This window comes from Shinella sp. G-2, assembly GCF_050172695.1.
In the GTDB taxonomy this organism is placed as follows: Bacteria; Pseudomonadota; Alphaproteobacteria; order Rhizobiales; family Rhizobiaceae; genus Shinella.
Map to the genome: position 1 here is coordinate 1 of NZ_JBBEYH010000021.1, position 15,512 is coordinate 15,512.

Annotated in this window: 15 protein-coding genes and 1 pseudogene; 12 read left to right on the top strand and 4 right to left on the bottom strand. The window is 65.8% G+C overall.

Annotated features, from left to right (window positions below):
- The 3 genes and pseudogenes from V8U06_RS22555 to V8U06_RS22565 form a co-directional block, all read right to left on the bottom strand.
- Positions 1-228: pseudogene (locus V8U06_RS22555) on the bottom strand (amidase); the annotation flags it as partial.
- 123 nt (positions 229-351) lie between these two features.
- Positions 352-1,695 (bottom strand): GAF domain-containing protein, encoded by a 1,344-nt coding sequence (locus tag V8U06_RS22560; RefSeq protein WP_427142586.1) that lies wholly within the window; start codon positions 1,693-1,695, stop codon positions 352-354.
- A complete protein-coding gene (locus tag V8U06_RS22565; RefSeq protein WP_427142587.1) occupies positions 1,695-2,165 on the bottom strand; it encodes a pyridoxamine 5'-phosphate oxidase family protein in 471 nt (156 codons plus the stop codon). The genes V8U06_RS22560 and V8U06_RS22565 overlap by 1 nt, the downstream gene beginning before the upstream one ends.
- 176 nt (positions 2,166-2,341) lie before the next feature.
- Between V8U06_RS22565 and V8U06_RS22570 the strand changes: the two genes are divergently transcribed.
- The 6 genes from V8U06_RS22570 to V8U06_RS22595 all read left to right on the top strand — a co-directional run bounded on the left by V8U06_RS22570 (position 2,342) and on the right by V8U06_RS22595 (position 7,285).
- Positions 2,342-2,803 (top strand): cupin domain-containing protein, encoded by a 462-nt coding sequence (locus tag V8U06_RS22570; RefSeq protein WP_427142588.1) that lies wholly within the window; start codon positions 2,342-2,344, stop codon positions 2,801-2,803.
- A 55-nt stretch (positions 2,804-2,858) separates the two neighbouring features.
- Positions 2,859-3,704, top strand: a complete 846-nt coding sequence (locus V8U06_RS22575) for an arylamine N-acetyltransferase family protein (RefSeq protein ID WP_427142589.1) — start codon at positions 2,859-2,861, stop codon at positions 3,702-3,704.
- Positions 3,705-3,743: 39 nt separating this feature from the next.
- Complete coding sequence (locus V8U06_RS22580) at positions 3,744-4,355, top strand: YceI family protein (RefSeq protein WP_427142590.1); 612 nt, start codon at positions 3,744-3,746, stop codon at positions 4,353-4,355.
- A 159-nt stretch (positions 4,356-4,514) separates the two neighbouring features.
- A complete protein-coding gene (locus tag V8U06_RS22585; protein ID WP_427142591.1) occupies positions 4,515-5,594 on the top strand; it encodes an ABC transporter substrate-binding protein in 1,080 nt (359 codons plus the stop codon).
- Between the two features lie 134 nt (positions 5,595-5,728).
- A complete protein-coding gene (locus V8U06_RS22590; protein WP_427142592.1) occupies positions 5,729-6,571 on the top strand; it encodes a LysR family transcriptional regulator in 843 nt (280 codons plus the stop codon).
- A 111-nt stretch (positions 6,572-6,682) separates the two neighbouring features.
- Positions 6,683-7,285 (top strand): hypothetical protein, encoded by a 603-nt coding sequence (locus tag V8U06_RS22595; RefSeq protein WP_427142593.1) that lies wholly within the window; start codon positions 6,683-6,685, stop codon positions 7,283-7,285.
- Positions 7,286-7,311: 26 nt separating this feature from the next.
- On the opposite strand, the gene V8U06_RS22600 is transcribed toward V8U06_RS22595, so the two are convergent.
- Positions 7,312-8,823: a PLP-dependent aminotransferase family protein gene (locus V8U06_RS22600; protein WP_427142594.1), complete on the bottom strand. Its 1,512-nt coding sequence runs from the start codon at positions 8,821-8,823 to the stop codon at positions 7,312-7,314.
- A 123-nt stretch (positions 8,824-8,946) separates the two neighbouring features.
- Here V8U06_RS22600 and tauA point away from each other — a divergent pair, with 123 nt between their 5' ends.
- The 6 genes from tauA to xsc all read left to right on the top strand — a co-directional run bounded on the left by tauA (position 8,947) and on the right by xsc (position 15,467).
- Complete coding sequence (tauA, locus tag V8U06_RS22605) at positions 8,947-9,963, top strand: taurine ABC transporter substrate-binding protein (protein WP_427142595.1); 1,017 nt, start codon at positions 8,947-8,949, stop codon at positions 9,961-9,963.
- A 155-nt stretch (positions 9,964-10,118) separates the two neighbouring features.
- Positions 10,119-10,931: a taurine ABC transporter ATP-binding protein gene (locus tag V8U06_RS22610; protein WP_226923195.1), complete on the top strand. Its 813-nt coding sequence runs from the start codon at positions 10,119-10,121 to the stop codon at positions 10,929-10,931.
- Positions 10,924-11,751 (top strand): ABC transporter permease subunit, encoded by an 828-nt coding sequence (locus tag V8U06_RS22615; protein WP_226923194.1) that lies wholly within the window; start codon positions 10,924-10,926, stop codon positions 11,749-11,751. The genes V8U06_RS22610 and V8U06_RS22615 overlap by 8 nt, the downstream gene beginning before the upstream one ends.
- 108 nt (positions 11,752-11,859) lie before the next feature.
- Positions 11,860-12,240 (top strand): nuclear transport factor 2 family protein, encoded by a 381-nt coding sequence (locus V8U06_RS22620; protein ID WP_427142655.1) that lies wholly within the window; start codon positions 11,860-11,862, stop codon positions 12,238-12,240.
- Between the two features lie 16 nt (positions 12,241-12,256).
- Positions 12,257-13,657 carry an NAD(P)/FAD-dependent oxidoreductase gene (locus V8U06_RS22625; RefSeq protein WP_427142596.1) on the top strand — a complete coding sequence of 467 codons (1,401 nt, stop codon included), beginning with the start codon at positions 12,257-12,259 and terminating at the stop codon, positions 13,655-13,657.
- Positions 13,658-13,691: 34 nt separating this feature from the next.
- On the top strand, positions 13,692-15,467 hold the full coding sequence (gene xsc, locus V8U06_RS22630; RefSeq protein WP_427142597.1) for a sulfoacetaldehyde acetyltransferase: 1,776 nt from the start codon (positions 13,692-13,694) through the stop codon (positions 15,465-15,467).
- Positions 15,468-15,512 lie beyond the last annotated feature (45 nt).

Genomic DNA, 15,512 nt, shown 5'->3' on the forward strand with positions numbered 1-15,512 from the left:
GATGCCGTCGAGGGGGCCGAGGCATTCGCCGCGGGCGCGCCGGAGATCGGAAGCATGGGCTTCAGCGAACATGGCGGGGTTGAGGACGGGCACGGCGTTGAGGGCGATGCCGTGGCGGTCATAGCGGGCGATGCGGGTCAGATACGCCGCAACAAGCCCGACGCTCGAAACCTCCCCAGCCTCGAGCGCACCACGCAATGCAGAGATCGTGCTGTCTACAACGGTCATGAGTTTCCCCCACATGATTTCGTCCGGCCGCCGCGGGGCTGAACCAGCCGCCGCCTTGCAGTCTGACGGTTGTAAGGTCCGGTTTTTTCAGGGGCAATGTCCCATCTGGGATAGGCGGCGCGGCTATTCCCCGGCCGTTTCGAGCAGCAGCGCCCCTTCGGCCTCCAGGCGAACGCGGCCGCGCCCGACACGGACGATGCGCAGTGGTGCCTGCTTTTCTTCCAGCCGGCGGCGCAGCAGCAGCAGGCGCGTTTCGAGATTGTCCTTGATCTCCGGCAGCCGGGCACCCACGGCGAGGCGCATTTCCCGGTTGGTGAATTCGCTGCGTCCTTCGCCGAGATGTCCTTCCAGCATCAGACGCAGCAGCGCGCCGGCGACGCCCTTCACGATATAGGTGCCGTCGATGAAGACGCTGTCATCCATGCGGTGATGGGCGATGCGCAGGGTTCGGCCCACGACCGCAGGCGTTGCGGGGGGCAGGGCCTGCCGCGGCTCGGTCGCCGCCGCCTCCCGTTCGCTGGCCCGCAAGGCGCCGGCAGCCTGGCCGGCGAGGATTTCGAGGGCGGCTTCGTCCTCCTCGCGGAAGGCCAGGCGCTCCGGGCTTTCGACGAAGAGCACGCCGGTGACATTGCCGCGGGCGGCCATGGGAACGGCGATCTGGCTCATCGCGCCCGCCAGTTGCGGGAAGGCGACGACACGGGTCGCGTCCTCCGAAGCCTCCGCCGCCTGATGGATCGCCTCGCCGAACCGGCGCACGCGGCTCATGTCGCTGACCTTGATCGTCTGGCCGCTGGCCGCCGCCGCGCCGATCATGCCTTCGCCGCCGGCGATTTCCGATCCCAGTCCCGAGCGCTCGTAGCCGATGCTGCCGGTGGTGACGAGCGAGCCGCGGTGGCTGTCGCGGATGAGCACGAGCGCGTTCCGGTAGCCGAGAACCTGCCGGATGCCGGAAAGCAGGCTGTCGATGATCTCGTCGGCTTCCGCCTGCCGCTCGATGGCCCGCACGGCTTGCGAAAGGGCGGGCAGGCTGACGGGTGCGCGGGGGGCAGGACCCGGCACGGTTTCGACCGGCGAGGGGACCTTCTCGATCCCGTGCACGCGGAAGATATCGGCGCTCCGCAGCCGCATGACCTCGGACATGCCGACCTGCGCGCTGCTCGCCTTGAGCTGCAGGGCGATCCGGTCGAACAGCGGTCCGGCATCGACGGCGCGCACGAAGCCGACGTCGAGCAGGAACTGGTCGCCCGTGAAGCCATCGACGAGGATCAGCGTGACATGCGGGTTGGCACGCACATTCGCCGCCGTCTTGGCGAAGAACTGGTTGGAGAGGGCGACATGCTCCTCATCGACCCGTACCACATGGGACAGGTAGGAGATGTTCGGCATGCCATCGGCCGAAGCGGTGGCGATGATGGAGGGGATGACGCCCTCGAAGCAGGCGGAGAGGTCGCTGAGGCGTATCGACATCAGGACCTCGCGCCGGCCAGCATGCCCGCGAGCGGGCCGGGGGTCTGGACGTAGATTTCGCTGACGGCAAGCCGGGCGACGCGCGCCTCGCGGTCGGTCAACCAGGGCGCGATGATGTCGCGCGGCACGCCGAGTGCTGCCAGTTCGCCCGTCGCCGTCGCCATGAAATGCTGCGCGGCCTCGTGGTCGCGCGCGTCCGTCTCGCGCATGACGGCCGATCCCTTGAGTTGGAAGCTGACATAATCCGACGGGCTGACGAAGGTGACGGCGACCCGGCCCGTCTGGCGGATGGCGGGTTCCAGCCGCGGCCATTGCCAGGCGGAGAAGATGACGTCGACGCTCTCCCGGTCCTCACCGACATGGAAGCCGATGCCGCGCCCGGCGGACGGACGGCGCGCCTCGTCGGCCACGGCGATGATGCACATCAGCGGTCGTTTGAAGAAATCGAAAAGCTTGTCGTCCAGCCGCACTGTTGCCCCCGCCCTGCGTGTCCCGAGCCGTCTTAGCAAACTTTTAGGATATTCGGCACGGGCTTGCACATTCATTTAGGAACGGCTGTTTTTCCGTCGGGCTATAGAGGCGTCACACGGATCGGACGCCACCGGCTTCATCCGCAATACGAGATCATCCAAGCCTGGAGAGACGGATGAAGCCCTTCACCCATGCGGCGGTGTCCCCGCCGGGTCAAGGAACGCCCGCGATGGCGTTCGGCACCCATATCGTTCGCGTGATGGCGGCCAATACGGGGGGCGCGCTCGGTCTGTTCGAGGCCATCGTACCGCCCGCAGCGGGACCGCCGTTGCATGTGCATGCGCGGGAGGACGAGTTCTTCCGCGTGCTTTCCGGCCGCTTCGGCTTCTGGTGCGCAGACGACTATGTCGAGCTTGCGGAAGGCGGCTGCATCGTGCTGCCGCGCGGCGTGCCGCACCGGTTTCGCAATGTCGGGCAGAAGGAAGGCCAGCTCATGGTCGTCGTGACGCCGGGCGGTTTCGAAAGCTTCTTCGCCATCGTCGATCTCTGCAAGCCCCAGACGCCGGCGGAGATCGCTTCCATCGCCGGGGAGTTCGGCCTGACCTTCCTGCCCGAGGACGAGCGCAAGCGCGCCTGATCCATCGTCAACACCCCTCACCACCTAAAACGGTTCATCGAAAGGAGACCGAAGGATGACGCACGCGCCTTCGAACGAAAATGCAATGACCCTCACCGCCCGCCAGTTGGACGCCTATCTCGAGAGGATCGGCGTCGAACGGCCGGTGTCTCTCGATTTTGCCGGCCTGTCACGGCTGCACCGCGCCCATCTCATGGCCTTCACCTGGGAGGCGCTGGACGCCTTCATGGGCTGGCCGAACGCTGTCACCCCGGCATCCGCCTTTGCCAAGATGGTCGAGGGCAGGCGCGGCGGCTGGTGCTACGAGATGAACGGGCTTTTCGGCGCGGCGCTCGCCGCCCTCGGCTTTAACGTCACGCGGCTGTGCGGTGGCGTCGACCGGGAGAAACTCGGCGATGCGGCCATCGGCAATCACCTGACCCTCAGGGTCGATCTCGACCGGCCCTATCTTGCCGAGGTCGGCGTCGCCGACGCCATCATCGCCCCCGTGCCGCTCGCCGTCGGTCCGTTCAGCCAGCGCGGCTTCGATTTTTCCATCGTGCCGACCGCCGATGGCTGGCTGCGCTTCAACAACCATGCGCAGGGCATTGCCAAAAGTTTCGATTTCCGCGCCGATCACAGCGACGAGGCGGCGCTTGCGGCAACGCAGGCCTGGCTGATGCAGGATGCCGGCTCGCCCTTCACCCACGCGCTGGCGGTCCTGCGCCACACTGCCGAAGGCTATGTCGCCCTGCAGAACGACCGCCTGCGCATCGTGACGCCGACTGTCGCGCAGGAGCGCCGCATCACGAGCGCGGACCATCTCGCGGAGACGTTCGAGACCGTCTTCGACCTCGACATCCCGCGGCCCGCGCGCGTCTGGGACAGGATCCAGTCCATCGGCCGCGCCAAGGCCGCCTGATCCGAACCTTTCTCAACCCGTACATTCAAGGAAACATCCATGCTGCGCATGATCGCATTCTCCCTCGGCCTCGCCATGAGCCCGGCGCTCGCCTTTGCCGGTGACGCGGCGCCCGCCGGCGCCTACAAGACCGATCCCTCCCATTCGAGCTTCAACTGGTCCTTCAGCCATTTCGGCCTGTCGCGCTATACGGCGCGCTTCACCAGGGTCGACGCGCGCCTCGACTGGAATCCGGAAAAGCCGGAGGCTTCGACGCTCTCCGTCACGGTCGATCCACTGTCGGTCCGCACCGATTTCCCCTGGCCTGAACAGGTCGATTTCGACGCCAAGATCGGCGGCGACGAGACCTTCCTCGCCGGCAAGCCGATCACCTTCGTCTCGAAGGCGGTCCGCGTGACGGGCGAACGGACCGGCACGGTGGAAGGGCTTCTCACCTTCCGCGGCGAGACGCATCCGGCAGTGCTCGACGTCACCTTCAATGGCTCCATGGCCGAACACCCGATGATGGGCATCCCGAAGGTCGGCTTTTCGGCGACCGGCAGCATCCGCCGCAGCCAATGGGGTCTCGGCTTCGCCATTCCTGACCTCAGCGACGAGGTGACCTTCGCCATCGAAACGCAGATGGTTCCCGCCGATCACACATTTCAGTGAGGGGCGGGCGGGTGAAGGTCGGCCCAGTGAAGCCTCCATCCTGATTTCGGCAATGCGTCGTTGCAAAGTCTGACATGGACGGCAATGCGGGAAAGGGCGATGCTCCTCCCAGGATGGAGGGCCGTTTCGCGTTGCGCGCGGCCAAAAGGGAGGAAGCGCATGAAAACGACCCGACGTGGCATCTTCAAGGCAATCGGCGGCGCAGCCGTTCTCGCCTCGGCGGCAGCCCCGCTGTTTGCCCAGGCGGCAGCCGCGGCGAGCGGCAATGCCGGCAATCTGCTGAAGGTCCGGCTGCTGCTCAACGGCGGCATCTCGGGCCCACATGCCTTCTTCTGCCTTGCCCATGAGCGGGGCTATTTCAGGAATGCCGGGCTGGACGTCGAGTTCTCCCCGGGCGACGGTGCGGCCTCGGTCGTCACCCGCATCGTGCAGGAGGGGTATGACGGCGGTTACGGCGACATGAACGCCCTCATCAAGCTCGCCGCCCTCAAGCCGAAGAACTGCCCGACGGCGGTGCACATCGCCTTCAACACGACGCCGCTGACGATCGGCGTGCGCAAGGGCGGGCCGATCAAGGACGTGAAGGACCTCAAGGACAAGGTGATCATCGGTCATCCGATCGACGCGGCCATCGAGGCCTTCCCGCCCTACGCCAAGCTCGGCGGCATCGATCCCAACGACGTGCATATCCTGCGCTCCAACGCCAGCATGGCGGCCAATGCGAAGGAGGTCGTCGACGGCAATGTCGACGGGGTCTTCGGGTTCGTCAACACCATCATCGCCGCCCTCCGGAGCATCGATATCGATGGCCGCGAGACGCTGGATTTCCTTGAGTTCCAGGATCTTGTGCCCGAATTCTACGGCAATGCCCTCATGATGACGCCGGACTTCATCGCCAACAACCCGGAGGCCGTGAAGGGGCTGGTCGCCGCCGTCAACCGCGGCATCATCGAGACCTTCAAGGATCCGGAAGCCGCGCTCGACGCCGTGGCCAAGATGGCGCCGAAGTTCCGCCGCGAGGTCGACGGCCCGCGCCTAATGGGCACGCTGCGCGTGGAAATGGCGCACCCGGAAGGCGCGATCCACGGTATCGGCGATGCCGACGACAAACGCATCGCGCGTTCGATCAGCCTGATGGTCGACGCCTGCCGCCTGCCGCGCACGCCGAAGGCCGAGGCCATCTTCACCCGCGCCTTCCTGCCGCCGCTCGAAGAACGCGCCAAGCCGGTCAAAGTGTAAATTCTCCCGAAGACAAGACCTGAGAAGCCGCCGGAGCGATCCGGCGGCTTTCCTGTCCGTGTCGCCATGGCTGGATAAAGACGGCATTCAACGTGCTATGAAACCAAGAAATTTGTACTGATTGAGGCTCCCTGATGGACATCGACCGCGCCCGCACCTTTCTCGAGATCGTCCATACCGGCAGCTTCCTGAAAGCCTCCGAACGGCTGCATGTCACCCAGACGACGGTCAGCGCCCGTATCCGCACGCTGGAGGAGGCGCTGGGACGCAGGCTTTTCGTGCGCACGCGCAACGGCGCGGCGCTGACGGCGGCGGGGCGGGAATTCGTGCGTTTCGCGCAATCCTTCGTGCAGGTGTGGGAGCGGGCGCGCCAGCAGTTGACCGTGCCGCCGGGGCGCACCAGCGTCGTGGCGGTGGGCGGGGAAATCAGCCTGTGGAACCCGCTGCTGCTCGACTGGCTGGTCTGGATGAAGGGGCATTGTCCCGAGATCGCCATCCATGCCGATGTCGGCGTGCCCGACCAGTTGCTCGAGCAATTGCGCACCGGGGTGCTGGATATCGCGGTGCTCTATGCGCCGAAACTGATGCCGGGCTTCAAGATCGAGTTGGTGGAGGAGGAACAGCTGGTGCTGGTGCGCAAGGCGCCCGTTCTGGGCGATAGCGGCGAGCCGGAGTATGTCCATGTGGACTGGGGCGCGCAATTCGCGGGGCAGGGTGGTTTCGGACAGGCGGGTTTTGCCGAGCCGGCGCTTCAGGTCGGTTTCGGTCCGCTCGCCCTGCACTACATCCTGCGTGCCGGCGGCATGGGGTATTTCCGCCAGAAGACGGCCGCACCCTATCTTGCCTCCGGCGCACTCGAACGGGTGGAGGGCGCGCCCGCGTTCCCCTATCCGGCCTATGCCGTCTATCCGGATGCCGCCGAGGGACGCTGCGACGTGCAGGAGGCGCTGGCCGGCCTGAAGACGGTCGCGCGCTGAAAGGGCCTTGTTTGATAGACGAGCGCAGGACGTTGCTGTGGATTGCAATTCCGGCGCGCAGCGGCAATGTACGCAAATCACGACTTCGTTCCGCAAACCGGGAAAACACCCTTGAAGAAATTGCTCGCAACCGCCGTTCTCGCCGTCACCGCCTCCTGGCTTGCAGGCCCCGCCCAGGCAGAGGTTCCCTTCTTCAACGCCGTCTGCCCCGGCCGGATCGAAGTTCATGCCGATGATGGCGGTCCGGTCTTCATCAATGGCCAGCAGGCCCGGTTGAAGCGCTTCAGCCGCGACTACTACGAAGCGCGGCTTGGCCGGGTGACCGTCTCGGTGTCGGTCAATCTGGATGGTACGCCGGAAATTTCCTATACCGCACGCGGCGGGGCCAATGGCGTCTGCCGGCTGCGCAACGGCCGCTCCTCGCAGGTCGAGGGCAACGACGACGGTGACGGTTATGGCAATGGCAGCGGCAACGGCTATGGCGAAAGCCGGCCGCGTCGCCGCCCTGCCGGGGTTCCGCTGGAAGCGCTTTCGGCCTTCTGCCGCGGCGAGGCGTCGGCGGAGTTCGGTGTGCGCCCGTCGCGCATCACGACGAACATGGCCTTCCGCAGCGGCGGCCGCTACGTCGTTCAGGGCAACTACCCCGACCGTGGCCGGACCGCATTCTTCAATTGCTGGTTCGACCGCGACGGCAATTTCCTGTCGATCGACTGAGGCAGGCCGCTCGGCTGACCTCCATGCTAGTTCGCTACGCCGTCCTGCACGGCTACATTTGGTCGCTCCATGAGGCGATCGATGCCGGCGCGGACACGGGCGATGCCCTCGGGAATGTTTTCCCGGGGGATCGAGGAATAGCCCATGCGGAAGAAGCGGCAGGGCGCGTCGCTGCGCGGGAAGAAGGGCGAGCCGGATTCGACGAGCACGCCGTCATGGCGCAGCTCCTGTACCAGCCGGTCGGCATCGAGCCCCTTCGGTCCCTCCATCCAGAACGAAGTGCCGCCGAAGGCCGAAGCGCCGGCCACGGCAAGGCCTTCGCGTTGCAGGCTCTCGGCCATGAGCACGTGCCGTTTGTGATATTCCGTGCGCATGCGGTGCAGCACGGCATCATAGTGGCCGAGGGCGAGGAAATAGGCGGCCGTGCGTTGCAGGTGGCCGGGCGGATGGCGCAGCATCAGCGAGCGCATCGCCCGCGCCTTGCGGATGAAGGGCGCCGGCGCCACCAGATAGCCGAGCCGTAGCCCCGGAAAGAGCGACTTGGAGAAGCTGCCGATATAGAGCACGCGGCCCGCCGTATCGAAGGCTTTGAGGGCCGGAGAGGGCGGGGCGAGGAAGCTGATCTCGAACTCGTAGTCGTCCTCGACGATGATGAAGTCCTTCTCCGTCGCCGCCTGCAGCAGTCGCACGCGCCGGTCGATCGGCATGGTCGCGCCGGTCGGCGAATGATGGCTGGGCGTGACGAAGACGGCGTCGGTCCCCTCCGGCAGCTCGTCCGGCGGCAGGCCTTCCCCATCGACGTCGACGGTCGCGACATGGGCGCCGCTGAGCAGCAGCGAGGCGCTGATGTCGGGATGGCACGGGTTCTCGCAGACGGCGGTGGCGCCGTTTTCGAGGATCAGCCGGGTGACGATCCACAGGGCGTTCTGCGCGCCGACGGTGACGAGAATCTCGTCCGGATTGGCCTTGATGCCGCGCCGCGGCAGGGTGCGTGAACAGATGTAGTTGACGAGCCGCACATCGTCGGCGGCGGCAAAATCGCTCGCCATCAGGATGAAGTCCTCGCGGGCGAGCGCCCGGCGGGCGCAGTCGCGCCAGCCATTGAGGTCGAAGAGCGTCGGGTCCATCTGGCCATAGAGGAACGGGTAGGGATAGCGCCGCCAGTCGAGCGGCTTCTCGACCTGCCGCACCACGCTGAAATCCATCGTCACCTTGCGCGTCCAGTCCACCGGCGGCGCGCCGGACGCGGGGCGCTCGCCTTCGAGGCTGCGGCCCGGCGGATTGCGGGCGATGCGGTAGGAGCTGCGGTCCACCGCCTCCACATAGCCCTGCGAGACCAGTTCCTGATAGGCGAGCGTCACGGTGATGCGCGAGATGTGCAGATAGGCCGCGAGCCGGCGTGTCGAGGGTAGCTGGGCACCCGGCTGGATGCGGCCGGCGACCACGGCGGAGGCGACCGTTTCGCGAAGCTGGGCCTGCAGGCCGAGCCCGCTTTCCCTGTCGATGAAGAAGATCGTCTCCGAGACGTGGGTTTGCACGGCGCCTCCCTAAACTGGATTTATTCAACTTCCAAACTGGATATAACGCAAGTGGGATACCAGTCTTATCTCTATACCCACAAGACCGGCACAGTCGGCGGGGATCATCAAAAGGAGGAGAGCATGCGTTTCAGGACTATCCATGGCCTGGCGGCCACGACGAGCATCGTGGCAGGGCTTTTTGCGTCAGGTTTCGCTTACGCTGAAACCCGGCTTGTCGTCGGTTACCAGCAGATCGTCGGCCCGTTCGTCGCCGCCATCGCCGACGGCCGCTTCGATGCGGCCGTCAAGGAGGCGGGCTATGCCATCGACTGGCGCCAGTTCTCGTCGGCCGGCGACATCACGACGGCGCTCGCCTCGGGCGACGTCCCGATCGGCGTGCTCGGCTCCACCGGTACGGCGGCTGCCGCCACCCGCGGCGTCGACCTGCAGCTTTTCTGGATCCTCGACAATATCGGCAAGTCCGAGGCGCTGGTCGCCCGTGACGGTTCGGGCATCGAGAAGCCGGAAGACCTCAAGGGCAAGAAGGTTGCCGTTCCCTTCGTGTCCACCTCGCATTTCCATCTCCTCGTCGGCATGAACGAGGTGTGGAAGGTCGATCCGAAGGAGGTCGAAATCCTCAACCTGAAGCCGCCGCAGATCGTTGCCGCCTGGCAGCGCGGCGATATCGATGCCGCCTATGTGTGGCCGCCGGCGCTCTCGGAAATCCTGAAGACCGGCAAGACGATCTCCGACAGCGAGGTCATCGGCGCGGCGAGCGTGCCGACCTTCGACGGCCTGGTCGTCGACAAGGCCTGGGCGGCGGAAAACCCCAAGCTGATGGAAGCCTTCACCAAGGTGCTGGCCCAGTCCTACTCCGACTACAACACCAACAAGGCAAGCTGGACGGCGGATTCCGCGCCGGTGCAGGGCATCGTCAAGCTGATCGGCGGCGACGGCCCGAGCACGGTCGAGGCGCTGGGGCTGCTTTCCTTCCCGAATGCCGACGAACAGGCATCCGATACATGGCTCGGCGGCGGGGCGACCCGCGCGCTCAATGAAAGCGCGAAATTCCTCGTCGAGCAGAAGCAGATCGGCCAGGCGCTCGACGACTACGCGCCCTTCGTGAACGCCGATTTTGCCAACGCGGCCGCGAAATAACGCGCATCCGCCGCTCTTGCACCGGCCGCTTCGGCCGGCCGGTGCCACCTTCATCTCATAGAGCAGTTCCAGCGAAACCGGCCGGGCCGTTTCGCGTTGGGAGTTGCACGAGAACTCTATACGACCCGTGACCGAGGTGCAGGGAGGCATGTCGCATGGAAACGCTTAGTGTCAGGAACATCAGTCTAACTTATCCGGGCCTTTACTCGGATCAGGCGGTAATCGCCCTCAAGGGGGTCAATCTCACCATCAACAGCGGTGACTTCGTCGTCGCGCTCGGAGCGTCGGGCTGCGGAAAGACGACGCTGCTCAATCTGATGGCGGGCTTCATGGCGCCATCGGACGGCGATATCTCGCTCGGCAACCACCGGGTCAACGGCCCCGGCGCCGAACGCGGCGTGGTGTTCCAGAAGCACGCGCTCCTGCCGTGGCTGAACGTCATCGAGAACACCGAATTCGGCCTCAAGCTGCGCGGCGTCGACAAGGCGACGCGGCGGGAGCTGGCGACCAAGAACCTCGCGCTCGTCGGCCTGCAGGATTTCCACCGCCACATGATCTATCATCTGTCCGGCGGCATGCAGCAGCGCGTCGGCATCGCCCGGGCGCTGACCTGCGATCCGGCCATGCTGCTGATGGACGAGCCGATGGCCGCACTCGACGCGCTGACCCGCGAAACCATCCAGGAACTGCTGCTGAAGGTCTGGCAGCTCACCAACAAGATGTTCTTCTTCATCACGCACAGCGTGGAAGAGGCGCTTTTCCTCGGTTCGCGGCTGATCGTCATGTCGCCGCGCCCCGGCCGCATCACCCATACCTACGAACTCGATTTCAATCGCCGGTTCCTCGCGGAGGGCAATGCCCGCGCCATCAAGTCCAGCCCCGAATTCATCCGCATGCGCGAAGAGGTTCTGGGCATCATCTATGGCGACGAGCGAGCGTCCGGCAATCCGGAGGTGGCCCATGCTTGACCGTGTGACCCGTGCCAAGCCCGCAAAGGCGGGCAAGATCTTCGGCGCCCCCGGCGACGGCGCCAGCGGGATGATCAGCCTGATGACGTCCCTCGTGCTCATCGCGCTCTGGTTCCTTGTTACGGAATCGGGCTGGGTCAAGCCGCTGTTCCTGCCATCGCCGCTGGCGGTCTGGGACAAGTTCATGCTGGCGCTGACGGACGGGGTCTCCAACTCCACCCTCACGCAGCATACGCTGGCCAGCATTGCCCGTGTCTTCGGCGCCTTCGCGCTGGCGCTGGTCCTGGCCGTGCCGATCGGCATCCTGATGGGCGTCAATCGGTTTGTGCGCGGTCTGTTCGATCCGATCATCGAATTCTACCGCCCGCTGCCGCCGCTCGCCTATCTGCCGCTGGTCATCATCTGGCTCGGCATCGGTGAATTCCCGAAGGTCTTCCTCATCTTCCTGGCGATCTTCGCACCGATGGCCATTGCCGCACGGGCCGGGGTGCGCTCGGTCTCGACGGAACAGATCCACGCCGCCTATGCCATGGGCGCAACCCGCGGGCAGGTCATCAGCCAGGTGATCATGAAGGCCGCCCTGCCGGAAATCTTCACCGGCATGCGCATCGGCATCGGCGTCGGCTGGACGACCCTGGTGGCCGCCGAAATGGTGGCGGCCAACCGCGGCCTCGGCTTCATGGTGCTCAATGCGGCCGAAAACCTCGAAAGCGATACCGTGATCATGGGCATCCTCATCATCGGCATCTTCGCCTTCGCCTTCGACCTTCTGATCCGCTACCTCGAAAAGGTGCTGATCCCCTGGAAGGGGCGGCTCTAGCCCCTTCGCAACCCCTCAATCGATCCGGCCTGGCGGCCAGTGAGGACGGCGTCCGCCGTCCCCGGCGGAGCCATGCCTTCCGACAAGCCAGAGGACATGACGATGACTTTGACCGCAACCGACCTCAAGAACCTGTTCGATGCCTTCAACCGGCACGACATCGACGGGGTCATGCATTTCTTCGCCGAGGACTGCGTTTTCAATGCGGTCGGCGGCCCGGAGGTCTACGGCGTCCGCTTCACGGGGCGCCAGGCGATCGCCGACGCCTTCAGCGGCGTGTGGAAGGCGATGCCCGATGCCGAATGGGCCAATCACAGCCATTTCGCCGACGGCGACCGCGGCGTTTCCGAATGGACCTTCCGCGGTACGGCGGCCGACGGCAGCCGCATCGAGGCGGAAGGCTGCGACCTCTTCACCTTCGAGAACGGCAAGATCGTGCGCAAGCAGGCGTTCCGCAAGAACCGCCCGGTCCTGCAACCCCGCTACTGATGGCCGGAGCAAAGCCATGCAACAGCACGCTATTCCCCTGAAGGCCGAACGGCAGCCCTTCGATCCGGCCTACGACCCCAACCGTTCGCGCAGCCCCGGCACGGGCAAGGACTACGCGCCGACCTACTGGATCGGCACTGCCGGCCCGGAACCGGAGGACGACGGCCCCGTTACCGGCGACATGGATGTCGACGTCGCCATCATCGGCTCGGGTTATACGGGCCTGTCCTGTGCCATCCACCTGGCGCGCGAGCATGGCATCAAGGCGACCGTGCTGGAGGCCAACGGCGTCGCCTGGGGCTGCAGCACCCGCAACGGCGGGCAGGCGCAGATTTCCGCCGGCCGCCTGAAGCGCTCGCAATGGATCGCCCGCTGGGGCGTCGACATCGCGCGGAAGATGCATGCCGAGATCTCCGAGGGCTTCGATCTCTTCCGCTCGCTGATCCGCGAGCCGGAGATCGATTGCGACCCGCAGGACGGCGGCCATCTCTACATCGCCCATCGCGACAAGGTGCTGCCGGCGCTCGAAAACGAGGTCCGCGTGCTGAACGACACCTTCGGCTACCGCGCCCGCATGATCTCGCGCGGCGAGGTCCACAGCGACTTCGTGCGGGACGCGGAAGCGCGCGGGGCGATGTACGAGCCCGACGGCATGGGCATCCATGCCGCCAAGCTCGCCTTCGGCTACCTGCGTCTTGCCCGCCGGCTCGGTGCGAAGGTGCACACGGCCAGCCCCGTGCTCGACTGCACGGCCAAGGGCGGCATGCACTATCTGCGCACGCCCGGCGGCACGGTGCGGGCGCGCGCCGTCTGCATCGCCACGGCCGGCTACACCTCGCCCAACATGAACGCGCTGACGAAGCACCGGCTGATGCCGATCCTGTCGAACTCCATCGTCACGCGGCCGCTGACGGACAGCGAGCGCGACGCCCTGAACTTCAAGGCGCGCATTCCGCTCACCGACACGCGCACGCTCCGCCACTACTACCGCATGATGCCGGACGGACGGGTGCAGATCGGCAGTCGCAGCGCCATTACCGGGCGCGATGCGGTCAACCCGAAGCATCTCGACCTGCTGCTGGAAGGCCTCTACCGCAAGTTCCCGACGCTGCGCGGTATCAAGGTCGATTACTCCTGGTGGGGCTGGGTGGATGTCAGCCATGACATGATGCCCCGCATTTTCCAGCCGGACCCGTCCCAGCAGCTGTTTTACGCCATGGGCTATGGCGGAAACGGCGTCATGTATTCGGCCCAGGCGGGCCGTCGCATGGCCCAGATGGTCGCCGGCAAGGGCGCCGGCCTCGACCTGCCCATCTTCACCTCCCCCCTACCGAGCCACGGACTGCTGACGCCGTTCCGGCGGCTCGGCCAGTGGGGCATGTACCGCTGGTACTACCTGCGCGACGAAATCCTCTAACCCATTGAAATCAATTCCAGGAAAGGAACTCGCCATGAAAATGACCACCGAGGAAGCCTTCGTCAAAGTTCTCCAGATGCATGGCCTCGAAAATGCGTTCGGCATCATCGGCTCGGCCATGATGCCGGTGTCGGACCTGTTCCCGAAGGCCGGCATCAGGTTCTGGGACTGCGCCCACGAAACCAATGCCGGCATCATGGCCGACGGCTTCAGCCGTGCGACAGGCACGATGGCCATCGCCATCGGCCAGAACGGCCCGGGTGTCACCGGCTTCATTACCGCCATCAAGACGGCCTACTGGAACCACACGCCGCTGCTGATGGTGACGCCGCAGGCGGCCAACAAGACCATCGGCCAGGGCGGCTTCCAGGAAGTCGACCAGATGGCGATGTTCGAGGAGATGGTCTGCTACCAGGAAGAGGTCCGCGATCCCTCGCGTATTCCCGAGGTGCTGAACCGCGTCATCGAAAAGGCCTGGCGCGGCTGCGCCCCGGCGCAGATCAACATCCCGCGCGACTACTGGACCCAGGTCATCGACGTCGACCTTCCGGCCATCGTCCGCTTCGAGCGTCCGGCCGGCGGCCCGCAGGCCATCGCGGAAGCGGCAAAGCTGCTCTCCGAGGCGAAGTTCCCGGTCATCCTCAACGGTGCCGGCGTCGTCATCGGCGGCGCCATCGGCGAATCCATGGCGCTGGCCGAACGGCTCGATGCGCCGGTCTGCTGCGGCTACCAGCACAATGACGCCTTCCCCGGCAGCCACCGCCTGTCGGTCGGCCCGCTCGGCTACAACGGTTCGAAGGCGGCGATGGAGCTGATCTCGAAGGCCGACGTGGTGCTGGCGCTCGGCACGCGCCTCAACCCGTTCTCCACGCTGCCGGGCTATGGCATCGACTACTGGCCGAAGAATGCCGCGATCATCCAGGTCGACATCAATGCCGACCGCATCGGCCTGACCAAGAAGGTCAGCGTCGGTATCTGCGGCGATGCCAAGCAGGTGGCGAGCCAGATCCTCGAACAACTGACGCCGGCCGCCGGCAATGCGGGCCGCGAGGAGCGCAAGGCGGCAATCCACCAGACGCGCTCGGCCTGGCAGCAGCAGCTCTCCTCGATGGATCATGAGGACGACGATCCGGGCACGGAATGGAACGAGGCGGCCCGCAGCCGCGAGCCGAACCGCATGTCGCCGCGCCAGGCCTGGCGGGCGATCCAGGCCGCGCTGCCGCAGGAGGCAATCGTCTCCACCGACATCGGCAACAACTGCGCCATCGGCAATGCCTATCCGACCTTCGAGAAGGGCCGCAAATATCTGGCGCCGGGCATGTTCGGCCCCTGCGGCTACGGCTTCCCGTCCATCGTCGGGGCCAAGATCGGCTGCCCGGACGTGCCGGTGGTCGGCTTTGCCGGCGACGGCGCCTTCGGCATCTCGATGAACGAGATGGGCGCGATCGGCCGCGAAGGCTGGCCGGCGATCACCATGGTGATCTTCCGCAACTACCAGTGGGGTGCGGAAAAGCGCAACACGACGCTGTGGTACGCCAACAACTTCGTCGGCACGGAGCTGAATCCCAATCTCAGCTACGCCAAGGTGGCCGAGGGCTGCGGCCTGAAGGGCGTCGCCGTCGATACGCCGGCCGCGCTGACCGAGGCGCTGACCAAGGCTATCGAGGACCAGAAGAACGGCATCACGACCTTCGTGGAAGTCATCCTCAATCAGGAGCTCGGCGAGCCCTTCCGCCGCGACGCCATGAAGAAGCCGGTGCCGGTCGCCGGCATCGACCGCGCCGACATGCGTCCGCAGAAGCGCGCCTGACGCCCATCGCAATGCTCCGCCCGGTCCTGCCGGGCGGGGCAGGTT